This is a genomic window from Candidatus Symbiopectobacterium sp. NZEC127, from assembly GCF_025962675.1.
GTDB lineage: Bacteria > Pseudomonadota > Gammaproteobacteria > Enterobacterales > Enterobacteriaceae > Symbiopectobacterium.
On record NZ_JAGFPG010000002.1, the window covers coordinates 115,515 to 141,142 of the forward strand.

19 protein-coding genes are annotated in these 25,628 nt (G+C 56.0%); 7 read left to right on the forward strand and 12 right to left on the reverse strand.

Going from position 1 to position 25,628, the window contains the following annotated elements; translation table 11 throughout:
• Window positions 1–43 precede the first annotated feature (43 nt).
• A complete protein-coding gene (locus tag J5069_RS10630; protein ID WP_264643876.1) occupies window positions 44–1,105 on the forward strand; it encodes a LacI family DNA-binding transcriptional regulator in 1,062 nt (353 codons plus the stop codon).
• A gap of 42 nt (window positions 1,106–1,147) precedes the next feature.
• Here J5069_RS10630 and J5069_RS10635 read toward each other — a convergent pair whose 3' ends face one another.
• The 3 genes from J5069_RS10635 to J5069_RS10645 all read right to left on the reverse strand — a co-directional run bounded on the left by J5069_RS10635 (window position 1,148) and on the right by J5069_RS10645 (window position 6,161).
• Window positions 1,148–2,467 carry an MFS transporter gene (locus J5069_RS10635; RefSeq protein ID WP_264643877.1) on the reverse strand — a complete coding sequence of 440 codons (1,320 nt, stop codon included), beginning with the start codon at window positions 2,465–2,467 and terminating at the stop codon, window positions 1,148–1,150.
• A gap of 88 nt (window positions 2,468–2,555) precedes the next feature.
• Window positions 2,556–5,045 (reverse strand): hypothetical protein, encoded by a 2,490-nt coding sequence (locus J5069_RS10640; RefSeq protein WP_264643878.1) that lies wholly within the window; start codon window positions 5,043–5,045, stop codon window positions 2,556–2,558.
• 36 nt (window positions 5,046–5,081) lie between these two features.
• Window positions 5,082–6,161, reverse strand: coding sequence for a glycoside hydrolase family 105 protein (locus J5069_RS10645; RefSeq protein WP_264643879.1), 1,080 nt, complete (start codon window positions 6,159–6,161; stop codon window positions 5,082–5,084).
• Window positions 6,162–6,372: 211 nt separating this feature from the next.
• Between J5069_RS10645 and J5069_RS10650 the strand changes: the two genes are divergently transcribed.
• Window positions 6,373–7,269: a LysR family transcriptional regulator gene (locus J5069_RS10650; protein ID WP_264644363.1), complete on the forward strand. Its 897-nt coding sequence runs from the start codon at window positions 6,373–6,375 to the stop codon at window positions 7,267–7,269.
• 7 nt (window positions 7,270–7,276) lie between these two features.
• On the opposite strand, the gene J5069_RS10655 is transcribed toward J5069_RS10650, so the two are convergent.
• Together J5069_RS10655 and J5069_RS10660 are read right to left on the reverse strand one after the other, a co-directional pair.
• Entirely contained in the window at window positions 7,277–7,858 is a 582-nt protein-coding gene (locus tag J5069_RS10655; protein WP_264643880.1) for an NAD(P)H-dependent oxidoreductase, read from the reverse strand.
• A gap of 214 nt (window positions 7,859–8,072) precedes the next feature.
• Window positions 8,073–10,472, reverse strand: coding sequence for a TonB-dependent receptor domain-containing protein (locus J5069_RS10660; protein WP_264643881.1), 2,400 nt, complete (start codon window positions 10,470–10,472; stop codon window positions 8,073–8,075).
• Window positions 10,473–10,809: 337 nt separating this feature from the next.
• Between J5069_RS10660 and parC the strand changes: the two genes are divergently transcribed.
• The 3 genes from parC to ftsP all read left to right on the forward strand — a co-directional run bounded on the left by parC (window position 10,810) and on the right by ftsP (window position 15,425).
• Window positions 10,810–13,068, forward strand: a complete 2,259-nt coding sequence (gene parC, locus J5069_RS10665) for a DNA topoisomerase IV subunit A (RefSeq protein WP_264643882.1) — start codon at window positions 10,810–10,812, stop codon at window positions 13,066–13,068.
• 149 nt (window positions 13,069–13,217) lie between these two features.
• Entirely contained in the window at window positions 13,218–13,955 is a 738-nt protein-coding gene (locus J5069_RS10670) for a 1-acylglycerol-3-phosphate O-acyltransferase (protein ID WP_264643883.1), read from the forward strand.
• A 63-nt stretch (window positions 13,956–14,018) separates the two neighbouring features.
• Complete coding sequence (gene ftsP / locus J5069_RS10675; protein WP_264643884.1) at window positions 14,019–15,425, forward strand: cell division protein FtsP; 1,407 nt, start codon at window positions 14,019–14,021, stop codon at window positions 15,423–15,425.
• A 42-nt stretch (window positions 15,426–15,467) separates the two neighbouring features.
• Here ftsP and J5069_RS10680 read toward each other — a convergent pair whose 3' ends face one another.
• Entirely contained in the window at window positions 15,468–16,502 is a 1,035-nt protein-coding gene (locus tag J5069_RS10680) for an alpha/beta hydrolase (RefSeq protein ID WP_264643885.1), read from the reverse strand.
• 28 nt (window positions 16,503–16,530) lie between these two features.
• Entirely contained in the window at window positions 16,531–17,037 is a 507-nt protein-coding gene (locus J5069_RS10685; protein WP_264643886.1) for a phenolic acid decarboxylase, read from the reverse strand.
• Between the two features lie 101 nt (window positions 17,038–17,138).
• Here J5069_RS10685 and J5069_RS10690 point away from each other — a divergent pair, with 101 nt between their 5' ends.
• Window positions 17,139–18,032, forward strand: a complete 894-nt coding sequence (locus J5069_RS10690; protein ID WP_264643887.1) for a LysR family transcriptional regulator — start codon at window positions 17,139–17,141, stop codon at window positions 18,030–18,032.
• A gap of 13 nt (window positions 18,033–18,045) precedes the next feature.
• Here J5069_RS10690 and J5069_RS10695 read toward each other — a convergent pair whose 3' ends face one another.
• Window positions 18,046–18,999 carry a PfkB family carbohydrate kinase gene (locus J5069_RS10695; RefSeq protein WP_264643888.1) on the reverse strand — a complete coding sequence of 318 codons (954 nt, stop codon included), beginning with the start codon at window positions 18,997–18,999 and terminating at the stop codon, window positions 18,046–18,048.
• Window positions 18,999–20,399, reverse strand: a complete 1,401-nt coding sequence (locus J5069_RS10700) for a purine-cytosine permease family protein (protein WP_264643889.1) — start codon at window positions 20,397–20,399, stop codon at window positions 18,999–19,001. The genes J5069_RS10695 and J5069_RS10700 overlap by 1 nt, the downstream gene beginning before the upstream one ends.
• Before the next feature lie 778 nt (window positions 20,400–21,177).
• On the opposite strand from J5069_RS10700, the gene J5069_RS10705 reads away from it, so the two are divergent.
• Window positions 21,178–21,915, forward strand: a complete 738-nt coding sequence (locus J5069_RS10705) for a GntR family transcriptional regulator (protein ID WP_264643890.1) — start codon at window positions 21,178–21,180, stop codon at window positions 21,913–21,915.
• Between the two features lie 445 nt (window positions 21,916–22,360).
• Here J5069_RS10705 and dkgA read toward each other — a convergent pair whose 3' ends face one another.
• The 3 genes from dkgA to metC all read right to left on the reverse strand — a co-directional run bounded on the left by dkgA (window position 22,361) and on the right by metC (window position 25,553).
• Window positions 22,361–23,206: a 2,5-didehydrogluconate reductase DkgA gene (gene dkgA / locus J5069_RS10710; protein ID WP_264643891.1), complete on the reverse strand. Its 846-nt coding sequence runs from the start codon at window positions 23,204–23,206 to the stop codon at window positions 22,361–22,363.
• 252 nt (window positions 23,207–23,458) lie between these two features.
• On the reverse strand, window positions 23,459–24,118 hold the full coding sequence (locus tag J5069_RS10715; RefSeq protein ID WP_264643892.1) for a DedA family protein: 660 nt from the start codon (window positions 24,116–24,118) through the stop codon (window positions 23,459–23,461).
• A 241-nt stretch (window positions 24,119–24,359) separates the two neighbouring features.
• Entirely contained in the window at window positions 24,360–25,553 is a 1,194-nt protein-coding gene (metC, locus tag J5069_RS10720; RefSeq protein ID WP_264643893.1) for a cystathionine beta-lyase, read from the reverse strand.
• Window positions 25,554–25,628 lie beyond the last annotated feature (75 nt).

Below are 25,628 nucleotides of genomic sequence, written 5' to 3' on the forward strand. Positions count from 1 at the left end.
TAGAGTAAGTGTGCATCTTAATCCTTGACGACTGTGTAAGATTATGGAAAACAATCACAAAAAAAATCCGGTTGACGCAGAAAAGAGTGATGGCGGTTCGCGCCGAGTACGGCTGGAAGATATCGCCTTACGCTGTGGCACCTCGTTAAGCACGGTATCACGTGCGCTGAGCGGCGAAAAAGGGGTGAGTCAGGCGCTGCGCGCGCAGATTCTGGAAGTGGCGCGGGCGGTGCGCTACAGCCCTGCCGTGGAAATGGGGGGCTCCCGTATCGTGCTGGCCGTCTCTCAGGTGGCGATGCTGGATTATCACCGTTATCAATTCAGTTGGTATGTGCTGCAAGGGCTAAAAGAGCGTGCCAAAGTGCTGGGGCTGGATTTGGTGACCCATCCGCTGTCCGACAAAGGCACGCAGGCGCTGACCGATCTGCTTAATCAGGATGATATCGGCGGGATGCTGGCACTGACCGTCGACGATCCGGCGATTTTAGACGTTGTCGTCAACCTGAAAAAACCTGCGGTGCTGGTGAACAGCGAAGATCCGCTGATGCGGCTCTCCAGCGTGATGCCGTGTAACCGCTCGGCGACCCGGATGGCGGCTGACTATCTGGTGTCGCACGGGCATCGCGATATCCTGTTTTTGACCCATCCCGGTCGACGAACCATTGAACAGCGGCATGAGGGCTGGCAGGAGTCGATGCGTTATTTTCAACTGCCCTGCGCCGAGCAGCAGGTGATCAGCGTCACCGATTGGCTTCCCGAACTGGCTGAGCAGGCGGTGGTAGCGTGGTTTCGTGAAAAAAAACGCACCTGCACGGCGATCCTGTGTGCCAATGACTCTTTGGCGTTAGGGGCCATTAACGGGTTGCAGCGCTTAGGTCTGGATGTGCCGGGGGATATCTCGGTGGTGGGGATGAATGACTTGCCGCAGGCCGAATTTGCATCGCCGCCGCTGACCACTGTGCACCTGCCGGTGCAGGAAATCGGCGTTATTGCGCTTGAGTTGTTGCAGGACATCATCGTCGGTAACGTGACGATCCCGCGGCGTATAGAACTGGCGTGTGCCATGGTTGAGCGCCAGTCCGTGGCGGCGTTTAACGCATCATGAGGGCATTAGCCCTCATGATGTGGTGTAGCGCTTGTTACGCGGTTATTTGAATTTCGCCCGTTCCATATTGGGGATCAGCAGCAGGTACATCACGCCCCAGGCGACCAGATAGGCCACAGAGCTGATGGCGAACAGCGCCCAATAGTTGCCTGACGCCTCGAGTACGGCACCGATCACCGTGGAGAAGATCACGCTGCCGATCATGCCAAAGGTGCTACCGATACCGACGACCGAACCCACCGCCGCGTTGGGGAACAGATCGGACACCGACGTCAACAGGTTTGCTGACCAGCCTTGGTGCGCAGCAGCAGCCAACCCGACGATGGCAACGGCCAGCCACAGGCTTTCCACCTGCGTCGCGGCAAAAATAGGAATGACCGCACAGGCGCAAATCAGCATGGTGGTTTTGCGTGCTTTCGCAGCGCTGAAACCCATACTCATCAGTTTACCGGGCAACCAGCCTGCCCCCAGACTGCCGCCAATGGCAAACAGATAGATCATGATCAACGGCACACCCAATCCGGCCATATTGATATCGCGGGTTTCGTTCAGCCATTTTGGCAGCCAGAACAGGAAGAACCACCAGATAGGATCGGTCAGCATCTTACCCAGCGCAAAGGCCCACAGTTGACGGTAGCGCAGCAGGTGCGTCCATTTGATGGATTCCACGCTGACGTGCTCTTCTTTGTCCTGACGGATCCAGGCCAGTTCCTCGGCAGAGGCTTTATCTTGCGGTTTGCCAAACAGGAAAAACCACGGGATAAGCCAGACAAAGCCCACCGCACCCAGAATCAGAAACGCCCCGTGCCAGCCGTAATGAATGGCGATAAACGGAATCAAGGCGGGAGAGACGACGACGCCAAGGTTAACGGCGACGCCCAGAATCCCCGTAGCCAGCGTGCGCTCTTTCTTGGGGTGCCAGTCGGCGATGACTTTCATCGCCGCCGGGAAGTTGGCCGATTCCCCCAGTCCCAGGATGACGCGCACAATGGCAAACCCGACCACGGTGCCGACGGCGGCGTGCAACATGGCGGCGGCGCTCCAGACCACCATCGCCACGGCGTAGCTGATCTTGGTGCCCAGCTTGTCGATGATGCGGCCGCAAATCAGCGTGCCCGCGCCGTAGGCAATGGTGAAGGCGTTAACCAGCCAACTGTACTCCATTTGCGTCCAGCCGATATCTTTTTGCAGCATCGGTGCCAGCAACCCGAGCAGTTGGCGGTCCATATAGTTCACCGTAGTGGCGAACACCAGCATCGAGCAGATAGTCCAGCGGTAGCGCCCTTTGGGGGGCGTGTTGGCGGCGGTTTGGCTGTCGCCGTGAGGGACAGCAGCTTCTTTTTGGCTAACTTGAGTGTCCATAGTGATCCTCCAGCTCAGGCCAGTGGCCTGAGCAGTTGATTATTAGGGTAGAGCGGTGTTGTCAGTGGTGTTGCGTGATGAAAAAGGGTTACAGCGCCAGTTCGCCGTGTGTGCCCGCCACGCTCCAGGCATCCGGGTCAAGGGTGCGGCCCTGCGCCTCCACGCGGCCATCCGGCATAAAGCGCACTTCACCGTAGACCGGATCGAGCACCCGCAGGGTGTCATCAGCCTCGCGTTGCACGGTGAGATCGGCAAAGGTCTGGGCAAAACGGTCCAGCGAGTGAATGTCAGCGGCATCATTCAGGCGCACCAGCCAGGTGGTCTGTCTGCCGTGCTGCTGCACTTCACAGTGGCGGGTCGGGCCCGTTTCCACGATGTGAAAAGGCTGAGAGCCGAACAACAGCGCCATGCCAGCGCCGCTTTGCAACGCGATGCGCTCGGGGCTGATACGCACATCGCTAAAGATGTGCTGCGGCAGCCAGGCGTGGGTGAACGTCGGTTGTCCTTCGTGGGTGGTGAAAGTCAGCACCGCCAATCCGCGATACTGCTGGACGCGCGGCAGCGTACCGCAACCGCCCCAGTAAGACGGTCTGCCAAATCCGCCGTGTATCGTTTCTCCGGGGTGGTTGATCCACACCTGCGCTTCGGGAATATCACCAATGCGCAGGTGCAGCGGCGTCTCCTGATATCCCCACTCGCCCCAGCGGTAAGCGGCAATGGAGCCCATTGCCACATGGCGGGTTTTGTAGTGGTACAGTTTGGCGATACGGTTGGCCCCTTGGGCAAAGCACCACTCCTGCGCGGTCGGTTTCTGCCACACCGCAACCTCGGCCAGTGCCGGATCGAGGGTCAAGCCGTGATCGCGCAGCAGTAGCGCCAACTGCGGCAAGGCGTGGAAGCGGCAGCCGTAGTTGCCTTTGCCCCACAGCAGACGCGAGATCGCGGCCAACTCCAATGAGCGTCCGGCGCGCAAGGTGTGCTCGTAAGAACGCCCCTGAGAAGCCGTCAACATCCCCTGATGACAGGAACGGGCGATTTGCTCAATCAACCGTTGGATCGCGCGGCGGCTGCGTGCGGCAATATCGGCGTCGGGAGAAAGTGCGGCCAACGCGGTTAACCCTTTCAAATCCACCGGGAAGTAGGGGGCGGAGTTCCACTCTGCCATCTCGCAGGATTCAAAATGCGTGAGCCAATCGAGCACCCGCTGCTTGCCAGCGGCAGCCTGCTCGCTCCCGCTGCGGTTGGTACGCACGAAGGTGGCCTGTGGGAAGAAGCTGCCCGCCAGATAGGCGGCGGTGTGGAACAGCAGCGCATGGTTTTCCGAGAAGTACCACTGCACGTCGTTGCCCGGCTCATCCATCCAGTAACGGAAGTGCAGAATGGCGGCATCGATTTTTTCCCGGGTGGCCGGTGCAATGGCATCACCCCAGGCGATGCGGCACCACAGCAACGGCACCAGCGTGAAGTCGGCACAATCATGACAATCCAGCACCGAAGGCAATACCCCCTCCAGCATGGCGTGGGTTTCCTCATCGGCCATGCCGCAAGCCAGTCTGGCTAACGCTTTAACGCTGCTGTATTCCCCTTGCGTGGCGACGGTGTGCAGCGCGTCGGCAATACGCGCCGCTAAGGTCTCTGGCACAATCTGCTGCGCAGTGGCATGGCAAATCTCGACGCCAAGGGTGCGGCTGATCGAAAAATCACTGCTGGAGAGCGTAATCACGAAGTTGCGGAAATCCGCCGGGAGCTGCGCCGTATTGGCGATTCGCGCCATCTGTTGCCCCGGGCGCAATTCGGTTTCCAGCTCGATAGGGCTATCCAGCGAAATAAAATCGCCTAATACCCGGCAGGCGATGGTCAGCGGCCGGGTTGCAGGTGCGGGAAAGCAGAGGTTGATATCCCCGTGGCTGTAGGCGGAGTATTCGAAGGACACCCCTTCCAGCAGCGCTTCCATTTCCGCTACGCACGGTGCGCAAACCGGTGAGGCCAGCGCCACATTGACGGGGATGCCCGCCACGTAATCGAGTTGGAAGAAAAAGCGAATATCCCGCTCGGCCAGATCGTCAAACCAGACTCGAACATCGTTTAGCCCCGATTTAAGGGAGACGGTGACCTCAAGGGTGTTTTCCAGATTGCGCTGGTAGGCGGCGCTCCAGGCGACATCTTCGCCGTTAACCTGCACGATGCCGCCGCCGCAGGTGGTGAAACGCAGGGTCACCTCACCGGCGGTTTCGGCTTCCAGCCAGGTTTGCGCCCAGGCACCGATGCGGGTAGGGCGGAACCAGAAACCAGAAAGGTCTACGCGGTCAGAACCAAACGGGAACCACCACCGGGTCAGTTCGAACGCGCCGAACGGCTGTGGTTTCTTCTCCAGATAGCGTTGCTGGAAGTCGACCCGGCAAGGATAGGTATGCGGGATAAAGTTTTTCTTTTTGCTCAGGAAGAAAAACGGGTCCATGTCACCCTGCATGGGCACATCGGGTACGTCATAACGCTGGCTGGCGATATCGGAATAGTGCCAGTAACGAATCGCGTCACCCTGTTGCAAAGCACGGCGATAAATAGTGTCAGTGTTCATTTATTATTCCCCGGATCACAATGTGTCGTAGATCATTTATTCCGCAATACGGATGCCTTCACTCAAACACAAAATGGCGAGCGACTGACCGTAGGCGGTGGGTTGCAGCGGAATCTGTTTATAAAAATCAAGCGTGCGCCCCATGCGCGTGCCGTACGAGACATTCTGCACCGTGCCTTGCGCATCGATATTCTGGCGCACTGCCTGTAACGCTTTTTTCCCCGCCGCCAGCCAGCGCTCATCGCCCAGACCCAGGCGTGCGCCTTTCAGCAGGCCGTAGCCGAAACCGGCGGTAGCGGAAATTTCTTCATAGCTGTCAGGGTGGTCCAGCAGGGTATGCCAGGCACCGCTTTCGGCTTGCAGATCGATCAGGGTGTTCACCTGTGCGTTGAGGCACTCCAACAGATAGAGACGCACACCGTTGTCGATATGAGCGACCTCCAGCAGGTCGAGAATCCCAACGGTGATCCACGCGTTGCCGCGTGCCCAGCGCGCTTGCGCAAAATTACTCTTTTGCGCAAAACTCCAGCCGTGATACCACAGACCGGTTTTCGGATCGTTAAGGTAGCGCGCGTGCAGCAAAAACTGGCGTACCGCTTCGTCGACCAGTTCCTGACGGCCTGACACCGTACCGTAATGCGCCAGGAACAACACCACCATAAACAGCGTGTCGTCCCATATCTCCATCTGGTTCACGCCGTCGGACACCACATGCTGGAAGCCTTGTTCCGGCGTGCGCGGCAGCTTGGTCATCACATCGTCCGCCCAACTGTCCAGAACACGCGCGTAATGGTCATTGCGGGTGTGTTGCCACAGCAGTGACAGCGGCAGCATCGGGGCGGTGGTATTGACATTGAGCGGCGGCAAGCCCTGTGCGATTTGCCTGTCAAACCAGGTGTTAAGGGTGGCGAGCAGATCGTCTCGGCGGGTGAATTCCCACAGGCGAAACAGACCATACAGGCCCACGCCCTGCGGCCATTCCCAACTGTTGAAAGAGATATAATCTCCCGGCGTGCCATCCAGATTAGGCTCATGAAAGCGGCCTTCGTCTTTCAGGCCGAGGGTGCCTGTTATCAGGGCATCTAACTGTGCGTTCAGTGTGGTGTTGCTGCTCATTGAGTCGGTTTTCCCTTGGTGAAAGCGTGCGTGTTGCAAATGGTGTAGCATTTGCGCAAAACAAGGCGCAATACGAAAATTTTTTGCGTTAATGTTTTGTGATTTTGGTTAACTTTTTGGCGAGATGCGTACCGATCAGGGTTTTTTTTATTTATTAAAATAACCGGTTATGATGACGCTATCTGAGGCAGAGAAACGGCAGCGAAAAGCGATGAAAGTCACGCTGGAAGAGTTGCAAGCGTTTGTGGTGGTCATCGACAGCGGATCGATCACGGCAGCGGCAGAGCAGTTGGGGCAGACGGCGTCCGGCATCAGCCGTGCACTGCGCCGGCTGGAAACCAAGCTGGACACCACGCTGTTACACCGCACCACGCGCCGTCTGGCGTTATCACAGGAAGGCGAGCTGTTTCTGGCGCAGGCGCGTGAAGTGATCGCCTCCGTTGAGCAGGCGGAAGAGTTGATGGCCGTTGGGCGTGAGCAACCCTGCGGCACGCTGCGCGTCAATGCCGCGTTCCCGTTTATGCAACACGCCATTGTGCCGCTGATCCCCGAATTTCGCCGCATTTACCCGCACATTCAGTTGCAACTGAATACTGATGACGTCTTTATTGATTTGCTGGAGCAGCATACTGACATTGCCATCCGCATTGGCTCCCTGCGGGATTCCAGTATTCATGCGCGTCTGCTCGGAAGCACGCGCACGCGCATCTTGGCCAGCCCCGATTACTTGCAACGCCACGGCGTGCCGCAGAGCGTGGAAGCGCTGGATAATCACGTAGTATTCGGTTTTACCCATGTGGATGCGCTCAATGTCTGGCCGGTACGTAAAGCCAACGGTGAGTTGTACCGCATTAAACCGGCGCTGGTGGCCTCGAGCGGTGAAACGCTGCGCCAACTGGCGCTACGCGGGGAGGGGATCGTCCGCTTGTCTGATTTTATGACACAAGACGATCAGAAAAGCGGTCGATTGGTGCCGGTGCTGGCGCAACAGACGATTGAAACGCGCATGCCGGTGAACGCGGTTTACTACCGCAACACCAAGCTGACGGCGCGTATCAGCTGTTTTCTCGATTTTCTCAGCGAGAAGATGGCGCAACAGTTGCTGTGAGCCGCGTTCAGGCGAATACGCGGGTCAAATGTTCACGGTATTCCGCCAGATAACGATCCACCTCCGGCTGCTTGATCACATCATTGCAGATAAAGGTCGGCAGTGGCGACAGGCCGATAAACTGGTTGGCCTTGTGGAACGGCAGGTAAACACCGTCGACACCGGCACCGTGAAAGAACTGGTCGGGATCGGTAAAGGCTTCTAACGGCGCGTTCCAGGTCAGGGACAGCATATAATTCCGCCCTTGCAGCAGACCGCCGGAGCCGTATTTTTTGCTGGCGTCTGAGCGGGTGCGTCCATCGCTGGCATACAGCGAGCCGTGACCGTGAGTAAACACTTCATCGACGTATTTCTTCAGGATCCACGGCACGTCCATCCACCATCCCGGCATTTGATAAATGACAGTGTCCGCCCATACAAAGCGCTGTACCTCTTCATCCAGGTTGTAGCCCTGATCGACGTTAGTCACCTGTACGTTATGGCCCTGTTCGCTGAGCAAGGTGGCGGCAAAATCCGCGAGCGTATTGTTCAATTGGCCCTTGGAGTGACCAAAGGATTTGCTGGCGTTGATCAGCAGAATGTTTTGCATGGTGACGATGATCCTGATTGCTTAATGAAAGTAAGGCAGTGTAGTGCGCTGGATAACGATGAAAAACGGGGGGAATCGCATAACACTCTTGACTGCCAGTCAATAAAGTCAACATTTCTCAGGCAGCGGATTGGCAAAAAAGGCAGGAAAACCAACGTATCGGCTTTCCTGCCCTGAAGAGGCGTTATCTCATTTCACGCAACAAACGTAACGATTAGAAATCCACGCTCATGCCCAGTTGGAAGGTGCGTCCCGGTGCAACGGACAACTGCTGATCGTAGTAGTGTGAGTTGTTGGGATCGGTGTTGGTCGGTGCCTCAATGTTGCGGCTGTTCTGATAATCCCAATATTTACGGTCAGTCAGGTTGTAGATACCGCCGTTGACGCGCACGTTTTTGGTAATGCGGTAGTACGCGGTCAAATCCACCAAACCATAGCCCGGCACGCGCATAAAGGTGACGTTGTCTGTGCCCACCACGTTACCGTTACCGATGCGTTTACGGCCAGCGGCGTAATTGGCGGTTTTCCCTTTGGTAAAGGTGGTGATCAATGCAGCGCCATAAGTACTGCTCGGATCGTCATAGGCCAGCCCAACCACGGCTTTTTGTGGCGAGACAGTATCGAGATTGACATAGCGGTCACCGGAGGCGCTGGATTTCGCTGCACCTTGGGTATAGCCGTAAGCCAGCCGGGTGCTGAACCCTTTGGCCGATTCAAACCAGGTGCCCAGTTCGAAACGTGCACTCAGTTCGCCACCGTAGATATAGGCTTTATCGCGGTTTTCGGTGAGATACAGGATGCTGATATTGCCAGGGACACTACCAAACATCTCTGGACTGTTTTGTCGGCGATAATAGCCGTTGGCAATAAAGTTTTTGTAATCGTTGTAGAAAGCGGCAGCACTGATCGTTACGCCGTCTACAATACGACCCTTGAGCCCCAGTTCGTAGTTATCGCTGGTTTCAGTCTTAAGATTAGGATCGCCGAGTGTCGCATAGGGGCTGGCCATGCCAAAGCTGCTATAACCCAACGCCCAGGCACCATAGAGTTGCCCGGCATTCGGGAACTGCGCGCCGCGCTTATACTGCACATAGGCCAACAGATCTGGCTTCAGATTGTACTGGAAGGTCAGTGCAGGCAGAATCTGTCCGTCGGCGTTGGTGCCGTACATTTTAGCGGTGTCACTGGCCGATACGTTACCGTAGGTATTGGTCAACAGGTTATCGGTATTTTCCGGTTTGGCGTGCTGCCAGGCGAAACGTACCGCAGGGATCACCGAGAAATCACGACCCGCCACGTCCCAGGTCATCTTGTCCTGTACAAAGGCACCGGCATTGATGATCTTGCTGTCGGCTTGAGGGCGACCTAGCTCTACTCCACCTGCTGTGCCAGCTCGCAGATTTTTGGCAATCAATGGGCGCTCAGACTCTGATTGGCGCAGGTTAACCCCGTAACTGAAGCGGTGGTTGCGCCACTCTTTGGTCGCTTTGCTTTCCAGTCCAACGGTGTTGGTATCGTATCCGCTCCACACCTGAGTCGGTATTGCAGCATTGCTGATGGTGTAGTCGTGGGCTTCAGTTTTGCTAAAGAACAGTTTGCTGTTCAGGCTGTCAAACAGCAGACCGTCAGTCGGCGTATACAGATCGGCAACGCTTACGCCCCAACGGCGCGTTTTGCTGTCCTGGAATGAGGTGCTGCCATCGCGGGTAGAGCCACCATCAGCGCCCACATTCCAGGTGGGGAAGTTGCTGTGGTTAAACTTCTCGTAATACTCCACGGTGCCGGTTAGCTGGTGCAGGTCGGTCGCTTGCCAGATGCCGGAGGCCAGCACGGCGTTGGAGTGCCAGTTGGCCGGATTGCTGTCGATGGTAGCATCGCTGTGGTTTTCGGTTTCATTACCGTCACGGCGGCTGTAGACCACCACGCCGCGCAGGGTGTCGTCACCGCCTGCGGCGGTAATCCCGTTGTGGAAGCTGCGATCGGCGGAGTCATACCCGGCCTGATAGCCAAAGTAGCTGTGTTTGTCGCTGCTGAGGAAATTGTCCGGGGATTTGGGTACAAAAGAGACGGAGCCGCCCAGCGCGTTATTGCTGTTCGACACATCGGTAGCGCCGGAGGCGATATCTACTGAACCGTACAGATAGGGATCGAGGTAATCACCGCGTCCGATACTGGTGCTGCCTGCCTGAACGCGGCCGCTCGGCGTAGAAGTACCGCGATCGGTGCCTGCGGGAAGTTCAACGCCGTCGATATCGATAGAGACGCGGTTGTTTTCCAGCCCGCGAATGTTGTAGCCGCTATAACCACCGCGATCGTAGCTGCTCTTGCCGGCGGTGGCCCCAGCGCTGACGCCCGGTGCACTCACCAGCGGCTGGTAGCGCATGATATTGCCGAAGGTATTACCGCCTTCTTTTAGCAAGTCGTTGGCCGTCAGGGTGGTTTTCGTGCCCGCTTCTCGCTCCACGCGGGGAGAAAGTACCGTCATGGTGTCCTGGGACTCTTTCTGGGCAGTGTCCGATTTGCCCTGCGCGCTTTGCGCCGCATTGGCACCAAATGCCAAGCCGGACAGGACGCCGGTCAGCAAAATGTTATTCATATTCTTATGATTTAACATGATAGAGCTCTTGGGTTCGCGATGGTTTGAGTACGTGAAAATGGCGGTGCCGATATTGTCATCGGTGCGGTTCAATGCCGCGTATAGCTAAATGATAATCATTAGCAGGTAGCAAATATAATCATTATCATTACGTTTGCGGCATTAAGATTTCTTAATAAAGGAACTCGAAAGCGATTGATGAAGTATTGAGGGAGGAAGGCACCTGAGGTTTGTGACAGTGGCTGGCAAGATGCTGTACTATCTGCGCAGACATTACCGCGCGCGTTGCGGGAATTAAGCCTTTTTAGATGACCTGTTTTTGCATGATCATTGAGTCACCGCGTAAGGATTATCGATGAGTGAGATAACTCATGACGGCGCAGAACGTCTTGCGCTGCATACGTTTACAGAAAATGCGTACCTGAACTACTCCATGTACGTCATCATGGACAGGGCGCTGCCTTTTATTGGTGACGGCCTTAAGCCGGTGCAGCGCCGCATCGTGTATGCGATGTCGGAACTGGGATTGAGCGCCAGCGCCAAGTTCAAGAAATCCGCCCGTACCGTGGGTGACGTGCTGGGGAAATACCATCCGCACGGTGACAGCGCCTGCTATGAAGCGATGGTGCTGATGGCGCAGCCTTTCTCTTACCGCTATCCGCTGGTGGACGGTCAAGGGAACTGGGGGGCACCGGACGATCCGAAATCCTTTGCGGCGATGCGTTATACCGAATCGCGCCTGTCCAAATATGCCGAAGTGCTGCTGGGCGAGTTGGGACAAGGCACCGTCGAGTACCAGCCCAACTTTGACGGCACCTTGCAGGAACCGAAAATGTTGCCTGCGCGTCTGCCCAATATTTTACTCAACGGCACCACCGGCATCGCGGTCGGGATGGCGACGGATATCCCGCCGCACAACGTGCGCGAAGTGGCCGCCGCCGCCGTCGCGCTGCTGGAAAAACCGGATTCATCGCTCGACGATCTGTTGCAGTTCGTTCAAGGGCCGGATTTCCCCACCGAAGCCGAAATCATCACGCCGCGTGATGAGCTGCGGCGCGTCTATGAGCAGGGACGTGGTTCCGTGCGGATGCGTGCCCTGTGGAAGAAAGAAGATAACGAAGTAGTGATCACCGCGTTGCCGCATCAGGTTTCGGGGGCGAAAGTGTTGGAGCAGATCGCCAGCCAAATGCGGGCGAAAAAGCTGCCAATGATCGATGATTTGCGCGATGAATCGGATCATGAAAATCCGACGCGTCTGGTGCTGGTGCCGCGATCTAACCGTATCGATCTCGATCAGGTGATGAACCACCTGTTTGCCACCACCGATCTGGAAAAAAGCTACCGCATCAACATGAACATGATCGGTCTGGATAACCGTCCTGCCGTGAAAGGTCTGGTGGAGATCCTGAGCGAATGGCTGGTGTTCCGCCGTGATACGGTGCGCCGCCGCCTTAATTACCGTCTGGAAAAAGTGCTCAAGCGTTTGCACATTCTGGAAGGTTTGTTGATTGCGTTCCTGAACATTGATGACGTTATCCATATCATCCGCACCGAAGATGAGCCCAAAGCGGAACTGATGCGCCGCTATGGCCTGAGTGACACCCAGGCTGAAGCCATTCTGGAGTTGAAATTACGGCATTTGGCGCGCCTGGAAGAGATGAAAATCCGCGGCGAGCAACATGATTTGGAAAAAGAGCGCGATCAGCTTCAGGCGCTGCTGGCATCAGAACGCAAGCTCAGCAACCTGCTGAAAAAAGAGATTCAGTCGGATGCTGAACTGTATGGCGATAATCGCCGTTCGCCGCTGCATGAGCGTGCGGAAGCCAAGGCCATGAGCGAGCACGATTTTGTGCCGTCTGAGCCGGTCACGATTGTGCTGTCAGAAATGGGCTGGGTGCGTAGCGCCAAAGGGCACGATATCGATCCTTCCGGGCTGAGCTTTAAAGCGGGCGACAGCTTCCGCGCGGCTGCGCGCGGCAAGAGCAACCAGCCAGTGGTGTTTATCGATTCAACCGGGCGTAGCTATGCGCTCGATCCGATCACGCTGCCGTCGGCGCGCGGGCAGGGTGAACCGCTGACCGGCAAACTGACGCCACCGCCGGGTGCCACCATTGAGCATGTGCTGATGGCGGCGGATGAACAGCGTCTGTTGATGGCGTCCGATGCAGGCTACGGGTTTGTTTGCACCTTCAACGATCTGGTGGCGCGCAACCGTGCCGGTAAGGCGATGATCTCGCTGCCGGACAACGCCAAAGCGCTGGCGCCGATCGTGGTAGAACGCGATGACGACCTGCTGATGGCGGTCACCGCTGCGGGTCGCGTGTTGCTGTTCCCGGTGTCCGATCTGCCCCAGTTGTCGAAAGGCAAAGGCAACAAGATCATCTCCATCTCCTCGGCAGATTTCGCCGCAGGCAAGGATCGTCTGGCTATCCTGCTGGTGCTGTCGCCGCAGGCGACGGTGAAACTGTTCTCCGGCAAGCGCAAAATTGTGGTGCGCGCGAGCGAACATCACGGTGAGCGGGGCCGTAAAGGTACCCTGCTGCGCGGGCTGCAAAACATTGACCGCATTGAGGTTGATGCGCCGCCAGCGCCGAAGGATGACAGCGAGGAGTAATGCGTTGCCTGATATCGTCCGATGGCGGTATCAGGTATCTCCCCCCTTTGTTACCTGGCCGTTGGCGCGGGTGCCACGGCAAAGGATTACCCGTGTGTTTTATGCCGAAGCCGCTATACTAGCGGCGGCGGTTGGCTTATGAGGTTGTTATGTTATTCATTATCCGTTTTGTGGTAGTGGTGATTTTTTCCATTCTGATTTGCCTGTTCGGTACGATTTACTGCCTGTTTAGCCCGAAGAATCCGCGTCACGTGGCGACCTTTGGTCATGCGTTTGGGCGGCTATCGACCCTGTTTGGCCTAAAAGTGGAAGTCAGAGTGCCTGCGGATGCGGGAAACTATGGTAACTGCATTTACATTGCCAACCATCAGAACAACTACGATATGGTGACGGCGGCAAATGCGGTGCAGCCGGGCACGGTGACCGTCGGTAAAAAAAGCCTGATGTGGATCCCTTTCTTTGGGCCGCTCTACTATCTGGCCGGTAACTTGCTGATTGACAGAGAAAACCGTGCCAAGGCGCACGGCACCATTGCGCAAGTTGTTCAACACATTAAAGATCGCAATATTTCTGTCTGGATGTTTCCAGAAGGCACGCGCAGCCGTGGCCGTGGATTGATGCCGTTTAAGACCGGCGCTTTCCATGCGGCGATCAGCGCAGGCGTACCGATTGTGCCGATTTGTGTGACCGACACGCACAATAAGGTCAAACTGAACCGGTGGAATAACGGCCATGTTATCGTTGAAATGCTGCCACCGATTGACACCTCTGCCTATGGCAAAGAGCAGGTGCGTGAACTGGCTGCCCATTGTCATGATGTGATGGCGGCGCGTTTGGTTGAACTGAATGTTGAAGTGGCTGAGCGGGAGAAAGCGGCGAAGCGTTAGCGTTTTTTACGTCCTCTGCGTTGGCGGGCGTACACGGTTGGTTAGCAAGATTACGGAGTTTTTATGTCACTTAGCCGCCGCCAGTTTATTCAGGCATCGGGGCTTATGGTGTGTGCGGGCGGGCTACCTGCGACGGCGCTGGCAAAGGGTAAGCAAAATGCGCTACCTATTCCGCCCCTGCTGGAGTCCCGTCGCGGGCAGCCCGTTTTTTTGACCATGCAGCGTGCGCATTGGTCGTTTTCCGGCGACCGTAAGACCTCCGTGTGGGGCATCAACGGACGCTACCTCGGCCCGACGGTAAAAGTGTTCAGCGGCGATGACGTCAAACTGATCTACGGTAACCGCCTGAATGAGCCGGTTTCCATGACGGTCAGTGGCTTGCAGGTGCCGGGTCCGTTGATGGGCGGTGCCGGGCGCATGATCTCTCCGGGCACCGACTGGGCCCCCGTGCTGCCGATTCGGCAGGCGGCGGCGACCTGCTGGTATCACGCCAATACGCCGAATCGTATGGCACCGCACGTTTATCAGGGGCTGGCCGGACTTTGGTTGGTGGAAGACAGCACCAGCAAGAGCCTGCCGATTCCCAATCACTACGGCGTGGATGATTTTCCGCTGATTATTCAGGACAAACGCCTGGATAACTTTGGCGTGCCGGTCTACAACCCGCCCAGCAGCGGGGGCTTCGTCGGCGATACGCTGCTGGTGAACGGCGTGCAAGAACCGTTTGTCGAAGTCTCTCGCGGTTGGGTGCGCTTGCGCTTGCTGAACGCGTCGAATGCGCGCCGTTACGTGATGCGTCTGAGCGACGGTCGCCCGATGTACCTTATCGCCAGCGATTTGGGCTTTTTACCTCTGCCGCTGGCGCTGAATCAGATTTCACTCGCGCCGGGTGAACGCCGTGAAATTCTGATTGATATGTCTCAGGGCGGTGAAGTGACCTTGACGGCGGGCGACGCGGCTACCCTGATGGAACGTCTGCGCGGCTTGTTTGAGCCCTCCAGCATCCTGGTATCAACGCAAATTCTGACGTTAAAACCCACCGGCCTGTTGCCACTGGTGACCAATAATCTTCCCGCCCGCTTGCTGACGGATATTGTGCTGCCCGCGAATATCAGCCGCACGCGAGAGTTTCGTCTGGGCGATAGCCTGCCGGGGATTAACGGTGCGATGTGGGATATGACGCGCACGGATGTACAGACGCAGGAAGGGCGCTGTGAACGCTGGATCGTTCACGCTGATTCTCCGCAGCCGTTCCATATTCAGGGGGCGATGTTTCTGGTGCGCAGCATTAACGGCGCGGCTCCTGCTGCCGATCAGAGCGGCTGGAAAGACACGGTGTGGGTGGATGGCGACGCCGAACTGTTGGTCTATTTCACCCAATCGTCATCGGCGTCATTCCCATTCCTCTACTACAGCCACACGCTGGAGATGGCGGATCGTGGTTCCACCGCACAGCTGGTGGTGCAGTAAAACGGCACTATAAGGGGGCGTAGGCCCCCTTTACGCTTCACATTACAGATTGGCGTTTGGATTCTGTTGTGCTGTCGCTGCGGGTTGCGTTGCAGAAACCTTCAGCGTCAGTTTGAACCACTCCACCACGCGATGAATCAGCGGCTCTTGATACCACGGCAAATCGCCGTGATTCGCCCCTTCCAGTAACACATACTCTGCCGGATTTCCGCCCTGCTTTAATGCCTTAAACAATTGAGCACTTTGTACCGGGGAAACCAGCGTATCCGCGCTGCCGTGCAGGATCAGGAACGGCGGTTTTTTGCCGTTAATGTGCCCCATTGGGCTGGCGTTGAGGGCTTTCTTCTCATCCTTGCCGATAGCTGCACCGGGGAAATCGCGGAAGGCCGCACCATGTACCAGCAGCGCTTCTGTCGAGGCTGGCGAACGATGCACCTCCTGAATATTCTCCGGGAAGCCAGCACCAATATTGAGCAGATTGGAGAGCCCATAGAGGGTGACCACGGCCTGAACATCCGAGGATTGGTTGAGATAATCCCCTTTATCGAAGGCTTTTTCACCGTTGGTTACGCCCAGCATTTGCGCCAGATAGCCGCCAGCGGAGTCGCCCAATACGCCGATGCGTTGTGGATCGATGCCATATTCTGCGGCGTGTTCGCGCAGGTAACGCACAGCGGCTTTACCGTCTTGTACCGGTGCAGGAAAGGTGTCTGGCACGGTGCGATATTCTGCGGCGGCAACCACAAAGCCTGCCTGGGCAAGCGCCATGCGCATTTCGATAAATTTTTCATGATCGGCAGAGGTAAAACCACCGCCGGGGAAATAGACAATCGCCGGTTTTGGTGCGGCAGTCCGTGGGATGAGGAACGACATCCTCAACTGACGTACCGCACGTGGGCCTTTGATCTGGCTGTAGATCACATTGCTGATGGTATCAATTTGTCCGCGGGTAGCGGCAATCTGAATGACCTCAGCTCCGGGTGTGTAGCCGGGGAGTTGCTGTGGGGCAGCGTAGGCGGATGTGGCGGCAATGCCTGCCACCATCGCGCCAATCAAGGCAATCTGTTTTATTTTCATGACGTTCCTTAGAGTACTGCGGTATCGGTTACTTCAGAGTATCAGGAAAATTGGCGGGCAGTTCGCTGGCCGGGCAAGCGATCACGCTCTCGTTATCGGGGCCGCAATCACGCACAAAGGTAATGGTGGCAAACTCGTCGATCACTTCCGTTGGGTAGGCCGGGCCCGCAGCGCGGTAGGCTTCCATGGTAGGGATATGATCGTTTTGGAAGCACACGGTTTTTTGCGGATCGTTGATAACCCAACGGGGGAAGAAGATGGTGCCGTGGAACAAGCGATCGCCCAGATTTACGATCAGGCTGACATCGGTGCCGGTCGGTTCCGTCCAGGAAATTTTATAGACGCTGTGGGCAACGCGAACGATGTGGGCAAACTGATCCTTGACCCAACGGTTAGCGACGATGCCGCTGTGAATGCGGTAATCCAAGGTGTGGTCGTTCTTCACGTAAATCTCATAGTTCCAGCCATTATCGTAGGTATAAACCAGATGTTTGCCGACAAAATCGCTGAGATCGTGCTTATCAAATGTACTCATGGTCCTGCTCCTTTTGTTCTTGATGTCAGGATCATATTGCGTCACTGTATGAATTAATAACGCTGATTTTCCATCTAATTCATCCAAAATGTAGATTGATTATGCACAAGACAACGCTGGAACAATGGTTCTTGCTGGATAAAGTGATTGAGCTGGGCAGCTTTGCGCGTGCGGCACAGGCAACGCATCGCAGCCAGTCTTCGGTAAGCTACAATCTGGCGCTGCTTCAGGAGCGCCTCGGCGTGGCATTGCTGGAGGCTAAAGGACGTAAAGCGGAGATAACCCCTGCCGGCGCGCTGCTGCTGGCGCAGGTCAGGCCGCTGCTCAATGCCTTTCATTATGTGGAAACGCAGGCGGCCACGCTGAAAAAGGGGGTGCGCACGCGTCTCGATCTGGTGGTCGATAACGTATTTCCCCGCGAGACGCTGTTTGCCATCTTACGTGAATTTCAGCAGTTGCACCCTGATACTCACCTCCACCTGACGGAGATACTGGAGAACCAATCCTGGGACGTTGATGCCGATGTGGCGGTACTGACGCGGCGTGAAGACATGATGGGACGGGGCGAATGGCTGATGAACATCGATTTTGTTGCCGTGGCGCACCGCGATCACCCGTTGCATCAACTGCCTGCGCCGTTACGTGAAGAGACGCTGTTGCGCTATCCGCTGGTGCGGATCGCTTCCCGTGAAAACAGCATGCCCTTGGCGGTAACGGCGGCCACTGAATATTGGACGTTCTCCACCGTCGAATCGGCGATTGAAGCGGTGATGCATCAGGTCGGTTATGGCTGGTTACCGGAAGAGTGGATCACCGCACCGCTGGCGTCGGGCATGTTAAAAACGCTGGCGTTAGGGCACGGCACGCGCCGTGCCACGCCGCTGCACCTGATTGTCCGGCGGGCGTTGGCACCGCTGGATGAACAGGTGAAAACTCTGCTGACCCTGTTTCGGCGCGCCAGCCGCGGTACGCCCCAAACGGGGCGTACCGAATAAGCGTGCTGGTGGCTTAGCGCGTGGGGAAGGCGGGCAGCGGAGCGGCGTCGGGGAAATAGTCGTCTAGCGTATTCCAGTCGGGAGGCTGTGACGAGCCTTGAACGGCAACCATGCAGGCGGCAACGCGATTAGCCAAATCGACCGACTGCGTCAGCGGCCAGCCCGCAGAAAGGCCCGCCAGCAACCCGCTACAGTGCGCATCGCCCGCACCAATGCTGTCTACCACTGTGACCGGATACGGCGCCACGGCTTGCGGCGCGGCGTCCGGTGGGCAAATCCATGCCCCTTCCTTATCCAGTCGACAAATTAACGTGAGTCCGCTGCGCGCGGCGTACTGCTGTGCCAGCGCGATAATATCGCCTTCGCCCAGCAGGTGCCGCGCCTCGTCACGGTTTAGCGTCAATAGCGTGCGACTGCCAAACAGCGCAGTGATAAAGCCGGGCGGGATACCCGGTAAGCGAGGGCCGAAATCGATCAGCTTTTGCTGGGGTTGCGCCAGAACCCAGGCGCGCAGTGCGGCACCGCCAGTACCAAACAACTCGTAGCCATTCACATAAATCAGCGTATCGGCGGTGGGTTGCAGGTGGTGCAGCATGGAAGTGGTGATGTGGGCCTCACAGCCAGTGATACTGATAAACGTGCGTTCGCCGCCCGGCTCCGCCAGCGCCAAGCACCAGCCATTGTCCATATCGGTATGGCGCATCAGCACCGGCAGATGCAGTGCTTTCATGGCGGTTTCCACCGCATTACCCCAGGTGCCGTTGCCCACCGGCATGCCGTTGAGCACCGACGCGCCAAGGCGGGTGAGTGCGCGCGCTACGTTAAAGGCACAACCGCCGATTTGCAGCCCGTTGTCTTTGGCTTCCACGTCTTCGCCACTGAGCGGCATACGTGGAACGCCCAGCAGCATATCGCCGCAAGCACCGCCGATCACCAGCACGTGTCGGAGCGTTTTCTCTTCATGCATTAGTGGTTCTCCTTGGGCTGTAGCATGACATAGAGGCCATACGTCACGCCGCTGACGCCGAAGGAGAGGAACAGCCCAAGGCTGGAGTTTTCAAAGATACCGGTTGCCCACGGGCCATCGATAAAGCCAGTCCTGGTCACCATCAGCCCGGCAAACGCGCCCAACAGCCAGCACAGTAACGGCACCCAGCGTATGCCGCTATTCTTGCCATTGACGGCAAACAGCGCATCGTTATCGTAGCCGTGGTGCTGGCGCAGGCAGATATAGTCCAGAATAAACACCGCAGACCACGGGCCGAGAAACAGACCACAAAAGATCAGAAACGAGATAAACGGCGAAAGAAAATCCTGCGAGACAAACAGGACGTAGACAGCAACGCCCACCACCAGCACGGCATCCAGAGAAACCGCCACCGACTGGCGCAGTTTTACGCCGATAGCCAGCAGGTTCAGGCTGGCGGAATAGAGGCTGAGCACCGCGATAGTAACGATACCCGCCGTGGCAGTCAGCAGGTAGGGCACTGACATCCACGGCGGCAACACCGTCCCGATAAGCGCGATAGGGTTAGCCGAACTGGTTAACTCCGGTAGCTGGGCGGACAGTAAAATGCCTGCCAGCATCAGCAGGACGAGCGGTAACGCCGAGCCGCCGACCACGGCAAAAAAGACGCTGCCGCGCGACGTCGTGGGGTTTTGATAGCGGCTGTAGTCCGCCCCGGCGATGGCCCAGCCAACCCCGGTGCCTGCCGCAATCACGGATACTGCGGGCAGGAAGCCTGTCAGCCAACTGCCGGAAGGCATCGCCAGCACCACTCCCCACGGGGTGTTGAACAAGATATAAGCGACGACGATAAGCGTCATGGTGCCGAAGATTTTGGTGATCCAGCTTTGCATCAGGATCAGGGTGTTTTGCCCCAGAATACTCACCACAATGGTCAGGCCGCCAAACAGGATCAGGCAGATGGCGTTCAGCGTGGGGCTGCTGGTAAAACCGATGGCTTCAAACAGGGCTACCAGCGTCAGCGTGCCGGTGGTCAGGTTAACGGCTTCCCAGCCCATCAGGGTAAACCAGCCAAAAGCCGTAGGGGCGATATTGCCCTTCAGGCCAAACACCGCACGCGACAAGGTCAATGTGGCGGTGCGGCCCGTTTGCCCGGCAAACGAGGTGTATCCGACCAGTGCGAAGCTGGCGACGCCCACAATGGCGGCGAGCAGCGACTGAATAAACGATAATCCGAACGAGACGATAATGGCACCATAAACGATGCCAAGAATACCAATATTCGCAGCACACCAAATCCAGAACAGTTCTAACGGTTTTCCTGTGCGCTCCGCAGCAGGAACAATATCAATTCCCGTATTTTCAACTTGCCAAGTTTTATTCTGCTGTGTTTCACCCATGACGGCGGCTCCTTGTTGGCCTTAATGAAGCGGGTGGCGGAAAGGGCAGGCATGCAGTGATTATTGATAACGGCAGCCATGCCGAAGAGAGTCCGATGTTAAAACATAGCAGCGGAACGGCAGGACAGACAGTAATTTAATGCGTTTGTTGAGCTGTGGTGTGAGGAGTGCGCGTGGCGCTGGTGAGGAAAAAATAAAGGGGCTGCCAAAATAGAATGACCGCCCCTTTTCTCAGTTCATGCGTGGGTGAAACGAGTGATACCGAGTGACAAAATAAAACGACTGTTAAAGGTGTTGTTATGTGCCTAAGGTGTCTGGCACTAAGTACTGCTTATTGCTGTGTGTTGTCTTTATGCCATTTCATGTTAATGGCTGTATTTCTAATGATATTCTTCACTGCACGACATTTTTGCTACGTATTTTCCTGGTATTGCTAAAAGTCCTTTCGTATGCCATTGAAACAACGGCTGGCATACCTGCTCAGTTCACATTTTCTGCTCTGAGCGCTGTTCTCATCGCACGATCTACTTAAATAACAAGGACATTATTGTGATCTGTGTCGTGAGACGCTGCTTTGTGGTCAACTAAATGACCCCCTGGTGTTGGCACGTCTGTATTTAATGTATACAATCCACAGTACAAAAGCAAGTCCAATTAAATGCCATTGAGATACCAATACCAGTCCTGAGTCTTGTCTCGTGGTAATGTGCCCCTGCCATGCTGACACCTGTCGGGGGGATGCTACCCGTGGCGCAAAAAAACACTATAAGGCCGTACTATGCAGGAGCTATTTCGTTGGGTCAGGCACACACTTGAGCAACCCTCTACAGCACCGCGCTATATGCAATTAGCGATGGTTTTGGAGCAAGGCATCAACCAGAACAAAGCGCTGGCAGGGCAATTCTTTCCCGCTGAACGCGCGATTGCGCAGCAGTTGGACATTTCTCGCGTTACGGTCTCTCGCGCTTTGGCGTTGTTGGAAGAAAAGGGATTGATTGTTCGCCAGCAGGGCGTCGGAACGCGTATCAGCCAGCACCTTGACTATTCGCTGGATGACGAAGAAGCCGGGTTCACCAAGCTGGTGTTGCAATCCGGAGGTGTTGCCGGTAATCGCTGGCTGGAGCGTACCACCACGCTGTTGCCGGACGAGGTTGCTAACAGCGTTCCTGCCTTGAAAGGTGAGCGGGTGACCAAACTACGGCGAGTGCGGTTGATCAACGGTGAACCTGTGTCGCTGGAAACCACATGGATCCCGCTGGCACTGTTGCCCGCACCGGAGATTCTGGAGCACTCGCTCTATCAATACTGGGCGGAGCGTGGGATTCTCCCGGCGAAAAAGAAGGTGCGCATCAAGGCGATTGCCTGTCAGGCTGAAACCGCGCGTTTGTTAAACATTCAGCCAGGCATGCCGCTGCTGTTTTATCGCCAGCATACCTACAATGGGCAAAATGGTTTGCTCGAATATTGTGAAATTTACTGTCGCAGTGATATCTACGAAATACAGATATCGGATTGAAGCCGTATTTCAGCCAGCCTCATTGTCGTTGAGGCTGGCTGTCTCGTCAGATTATTGACAACCGCCGCGAGCCTGGCAGCGTACCCACTCTGCGGAGCCCTCGTCCGGACCTGTTGCCGGGTCGTTGAAATACATCCGATCGTTGCCTATGTGCGCGTTAACGCCTGCGGTAAGGCTCAATATGCTCGCCAAGAGCAGATATTTGATTGCATTTTTCATCGGTAACATCTCCATCATTCATAGGGTTTTGGGTATTACACGAACGCCTGAACTGCGCCATGAAGCATGGAGTAGGGCTTATACCCGATCAACGGATGCGGAGTGCTTGTTTGGTTTCTGTTAACGTTGGGGAAAATTCTGATTGTTATTTGATAGGAATCTTCGGGGGAAAGGCGAGTGCCATGGAAAAAAAAAATTTCCGCCACCGGCAGTGGCGGAAGCGCGTTTAATCTTTGGTTGGAAACGTGGTGCGTGGCACATCCGGGTCTGGTCCCAGCCGTTTACCCGCATCCAGCTTGGCGATCTCGCCCAGTTCGTCTTTGTCGAGACGGAAATCAAACACATCGAAATTTTCTCGGATGCGCGTCGGGGTAACGGATTTGGGGATCACCACCAGACCAGAATCCAGGTGCCAGCGGATCACAATCTGTGCGGGCGTTTTGCCGTATTTCAGCGCGAGCTGACGGATCAGCGGTTGCTCGAATACCCCTTCTCCCCCTTGTGCCAGCGGACTCCACGACTCGGTTTGAATCTGGTGCGTGGCATTCCAGGCGTGTAATTGGCGCTGCTGGAACAGAGGGTGTAGCTCAACCTGATTTATGACCGGGAATACGCCGGTTTCTGCTTTAAGGCGTTGTAGATGGTGTGGATGAAAATTGCTCACGCCAATGCTTTTTACCAGTCCCTGCTCCTGCAAACGCAGCAGGCCGCGCCAGGCGTCAACATAGGTATCCTGATCCGGCACTGGCCAGTGGATCAGATAGAGATCGACAAAATCCAGCCGCAGCTTTTGTAAGCTCTCTTCCAGCGCTTTTTGCGGATCGGACTGATCGGTATTCCACAGTTTGGTGGTGATAAACAGCTGATCGCGGGGCAGCGTGCTGGACTGTAACGCCTCTCCGACGCCTGCTTCATTTTTGTAAATCGCGGCAGTATCAATGGCCCGGTAGCCGGTGTGTAGCGCATCGGTCACCGCAGCCACTGTTTGTTCGTGTGTCGCTTGCCACACGCCCAGGCCGAGCTGCGGCATGATGTTGCCGTCGGCCAGTTTGATCATGGGTTGCGTCGTCATGTCATTCTCCTTTATTCGAGAATCCTCCCTGCCGAGGTCGGCAAGGGCTCGGTTAGTGTTCAGCCACCGGATACGGTGATGAATGGTATCCCTTCAACCCTGTTCGTAATGGACAGGACATGTCGGTTAAGTCTAGCCGAAAATAGCAGCAAAGCGGTGAGGAGAGGTAACGGTACCTGCTTTTCTTGCACGTAACATCAAGAAAATCAGAGGGTAGCGGGTACCGTTGAAAGAGCCTGGAGAGGTCCTGCGTTAGGCGGCGGAGCGCCTTCTGTGCCACAACATCACCAGCATGCCAATCAATCCACTGATCAGTAACACAATGGGAAGAATGATCAGGGCGGTCATGACCTGGTCTTCATAACGCTTGACCAGGGGTACATGGCTAATGGCATAGCCCAGTGTGACAATACCAAACACCCACAGGAAACCGCTCAGCCAGTTAAATATCTGAAAACGCAGGCTGTTGAGGCCAGAAATGCCTGCCATGGTTGGCAATAGAGTACGGATAAAGGCCAGAAAGCGGCCCACTAACAATGCCACCAGCCCATGACGATGGAACATATGGTAGGCGCGTTGGTGATAGTGTGCTGGCAGTTGCAGCAGCCACCCTTTTACGAGGCGTGTATCCCCTAGCCAGCGACCTTGCAGGTAACTGAGCCAACAGCCGAGACTGGCCGCGATGGTAAGCAGTAACATGGTGGGCACGAAGCTCATCACGCCTTTGGCGATCATGGCCCCGGTGAGCAGTAGCAGGCTGTCACCCGGCAGAAACGAGGCCGGCAGCAAGCCATTTTCCAGAAATAAGGTCGTGAAAAGAATGCCGTAGATAACCCAGATAACATTGGGGTCGGCCAACGCACTGAAATCTTGTTGCCACAGCGCCTGAATGATGTCGTGAACCACACTCATATTACTTCCTGCCAGGTGTAGGGGCCCAAAGTACAACCCTGCTCGCACAAACGTCGAACGGATCAATCTGTGTCGCTAAGCAATAGCGTAGGGCCAAGATCTTAGTGTCGCCAATACGAACGCCATTCGGCGACAGACATAAGCTCTGTTATTCGTGTAAAGCGGTTTTTTTGTCTTACTTATTCCGTTCATCATACACGCTTTACACACACCACCGCAGCCATATCAAGGGATATCGCCGTCACACTTTGTGAATTCTGTTGAATCCGGCTGTCAAATCATCGATCAGATCATCACAGTCTTCAAGCCCGATATGTAACCGAATAAGTGTGCCGGTGAAATCGATGCCGCCAGCGGGACGAATCGAGGCCAGATCCTCCGGCTGATTCGCCAGGATCAGGGATTCGAAACCGCCCCAGGAATAGGCCATGCTGAAATGCGAAAAATTGTCCAGATAGTCGGACAGTTGCTCCTTGCTCAGCTTTTGCTTTAGCACAAAGGAGAACAATCCGTTACATCCGGTGAAATCACGGAGATAAAACTCATGCCCTTTACAGCTCGGTAGCGCCGGGTGGTTGACGACCGCCACTTCTGGCCGTTCAGCGAGCCAGTGGGCGATGCGCAGGCTGCTCTCCTGATGCTGCTTGAGGCGAACCCCGAGGGTGCGCAGACCGCGGCTGGCGACGTAAGCGGTGTCGGCATCGACCATCTGCCCCATCAGATAGGAGTGCTCACGCAACTGATCCCAGCAGCGAGCGTTGGCAACGGCGGTGCCCAGCATGGCATCGGAGTGGCCGACAATATATTTGGTCCCGGACTGCACAGAGATATCGATATCGAACTCAAGCGCTTTGAACAGAATGCCCGCCGCCCAGGTGTTATCCATGATGATCACGATATCGGGGTTAACGCGACGCACTGCGCTGACGATGGCTGGCACATCGTGCACTTCCATGGTGATGGAACCGGGAGATTCGAGGAACACCACTTTGGTGTTTTCCTGAATCAGGTCAGCAATACCCGCACCGATAAGCGGATCAAAGTAGCGGGTAGAGACATTGAATTTACTCAGCACGTTATCGCAGAACGCCTGGGTCGGTTCGTAGACGGAACCGGTCACCAGCACATGATCACCGCTTGAAACAAAGGAGAGGATCGCATTAGAGATTGCCGCTGCGCCGCACGGATAGAGCGCACAGCCCGCGCCGCCTTCCAGCTCCGTCATCGCTTCCTGCAATGAGAAGTGGGTCAGGGTGCCGCGACGTCCGTAAAACAGGCCGCCTTTGGCCCGGTTGAGGGTGGCCTGTTTCTTGTCGGCAACCGTCTCAAAAATCAGCGATGAGGCGCGTTGGATAACGCTGTTGACCGATCCCTGAGTGTATTTTTTGCTGCGTCCTGCTGAGACCAGCGTCGTTGCTGTTTTCTTGCTGCTCATGTCTGTTTCACCAAAGAGAATGGAAGCGGTTACGTTAGCATGGTGTGAAGAAGAGAGGGATTGCGTTTTTTTCAT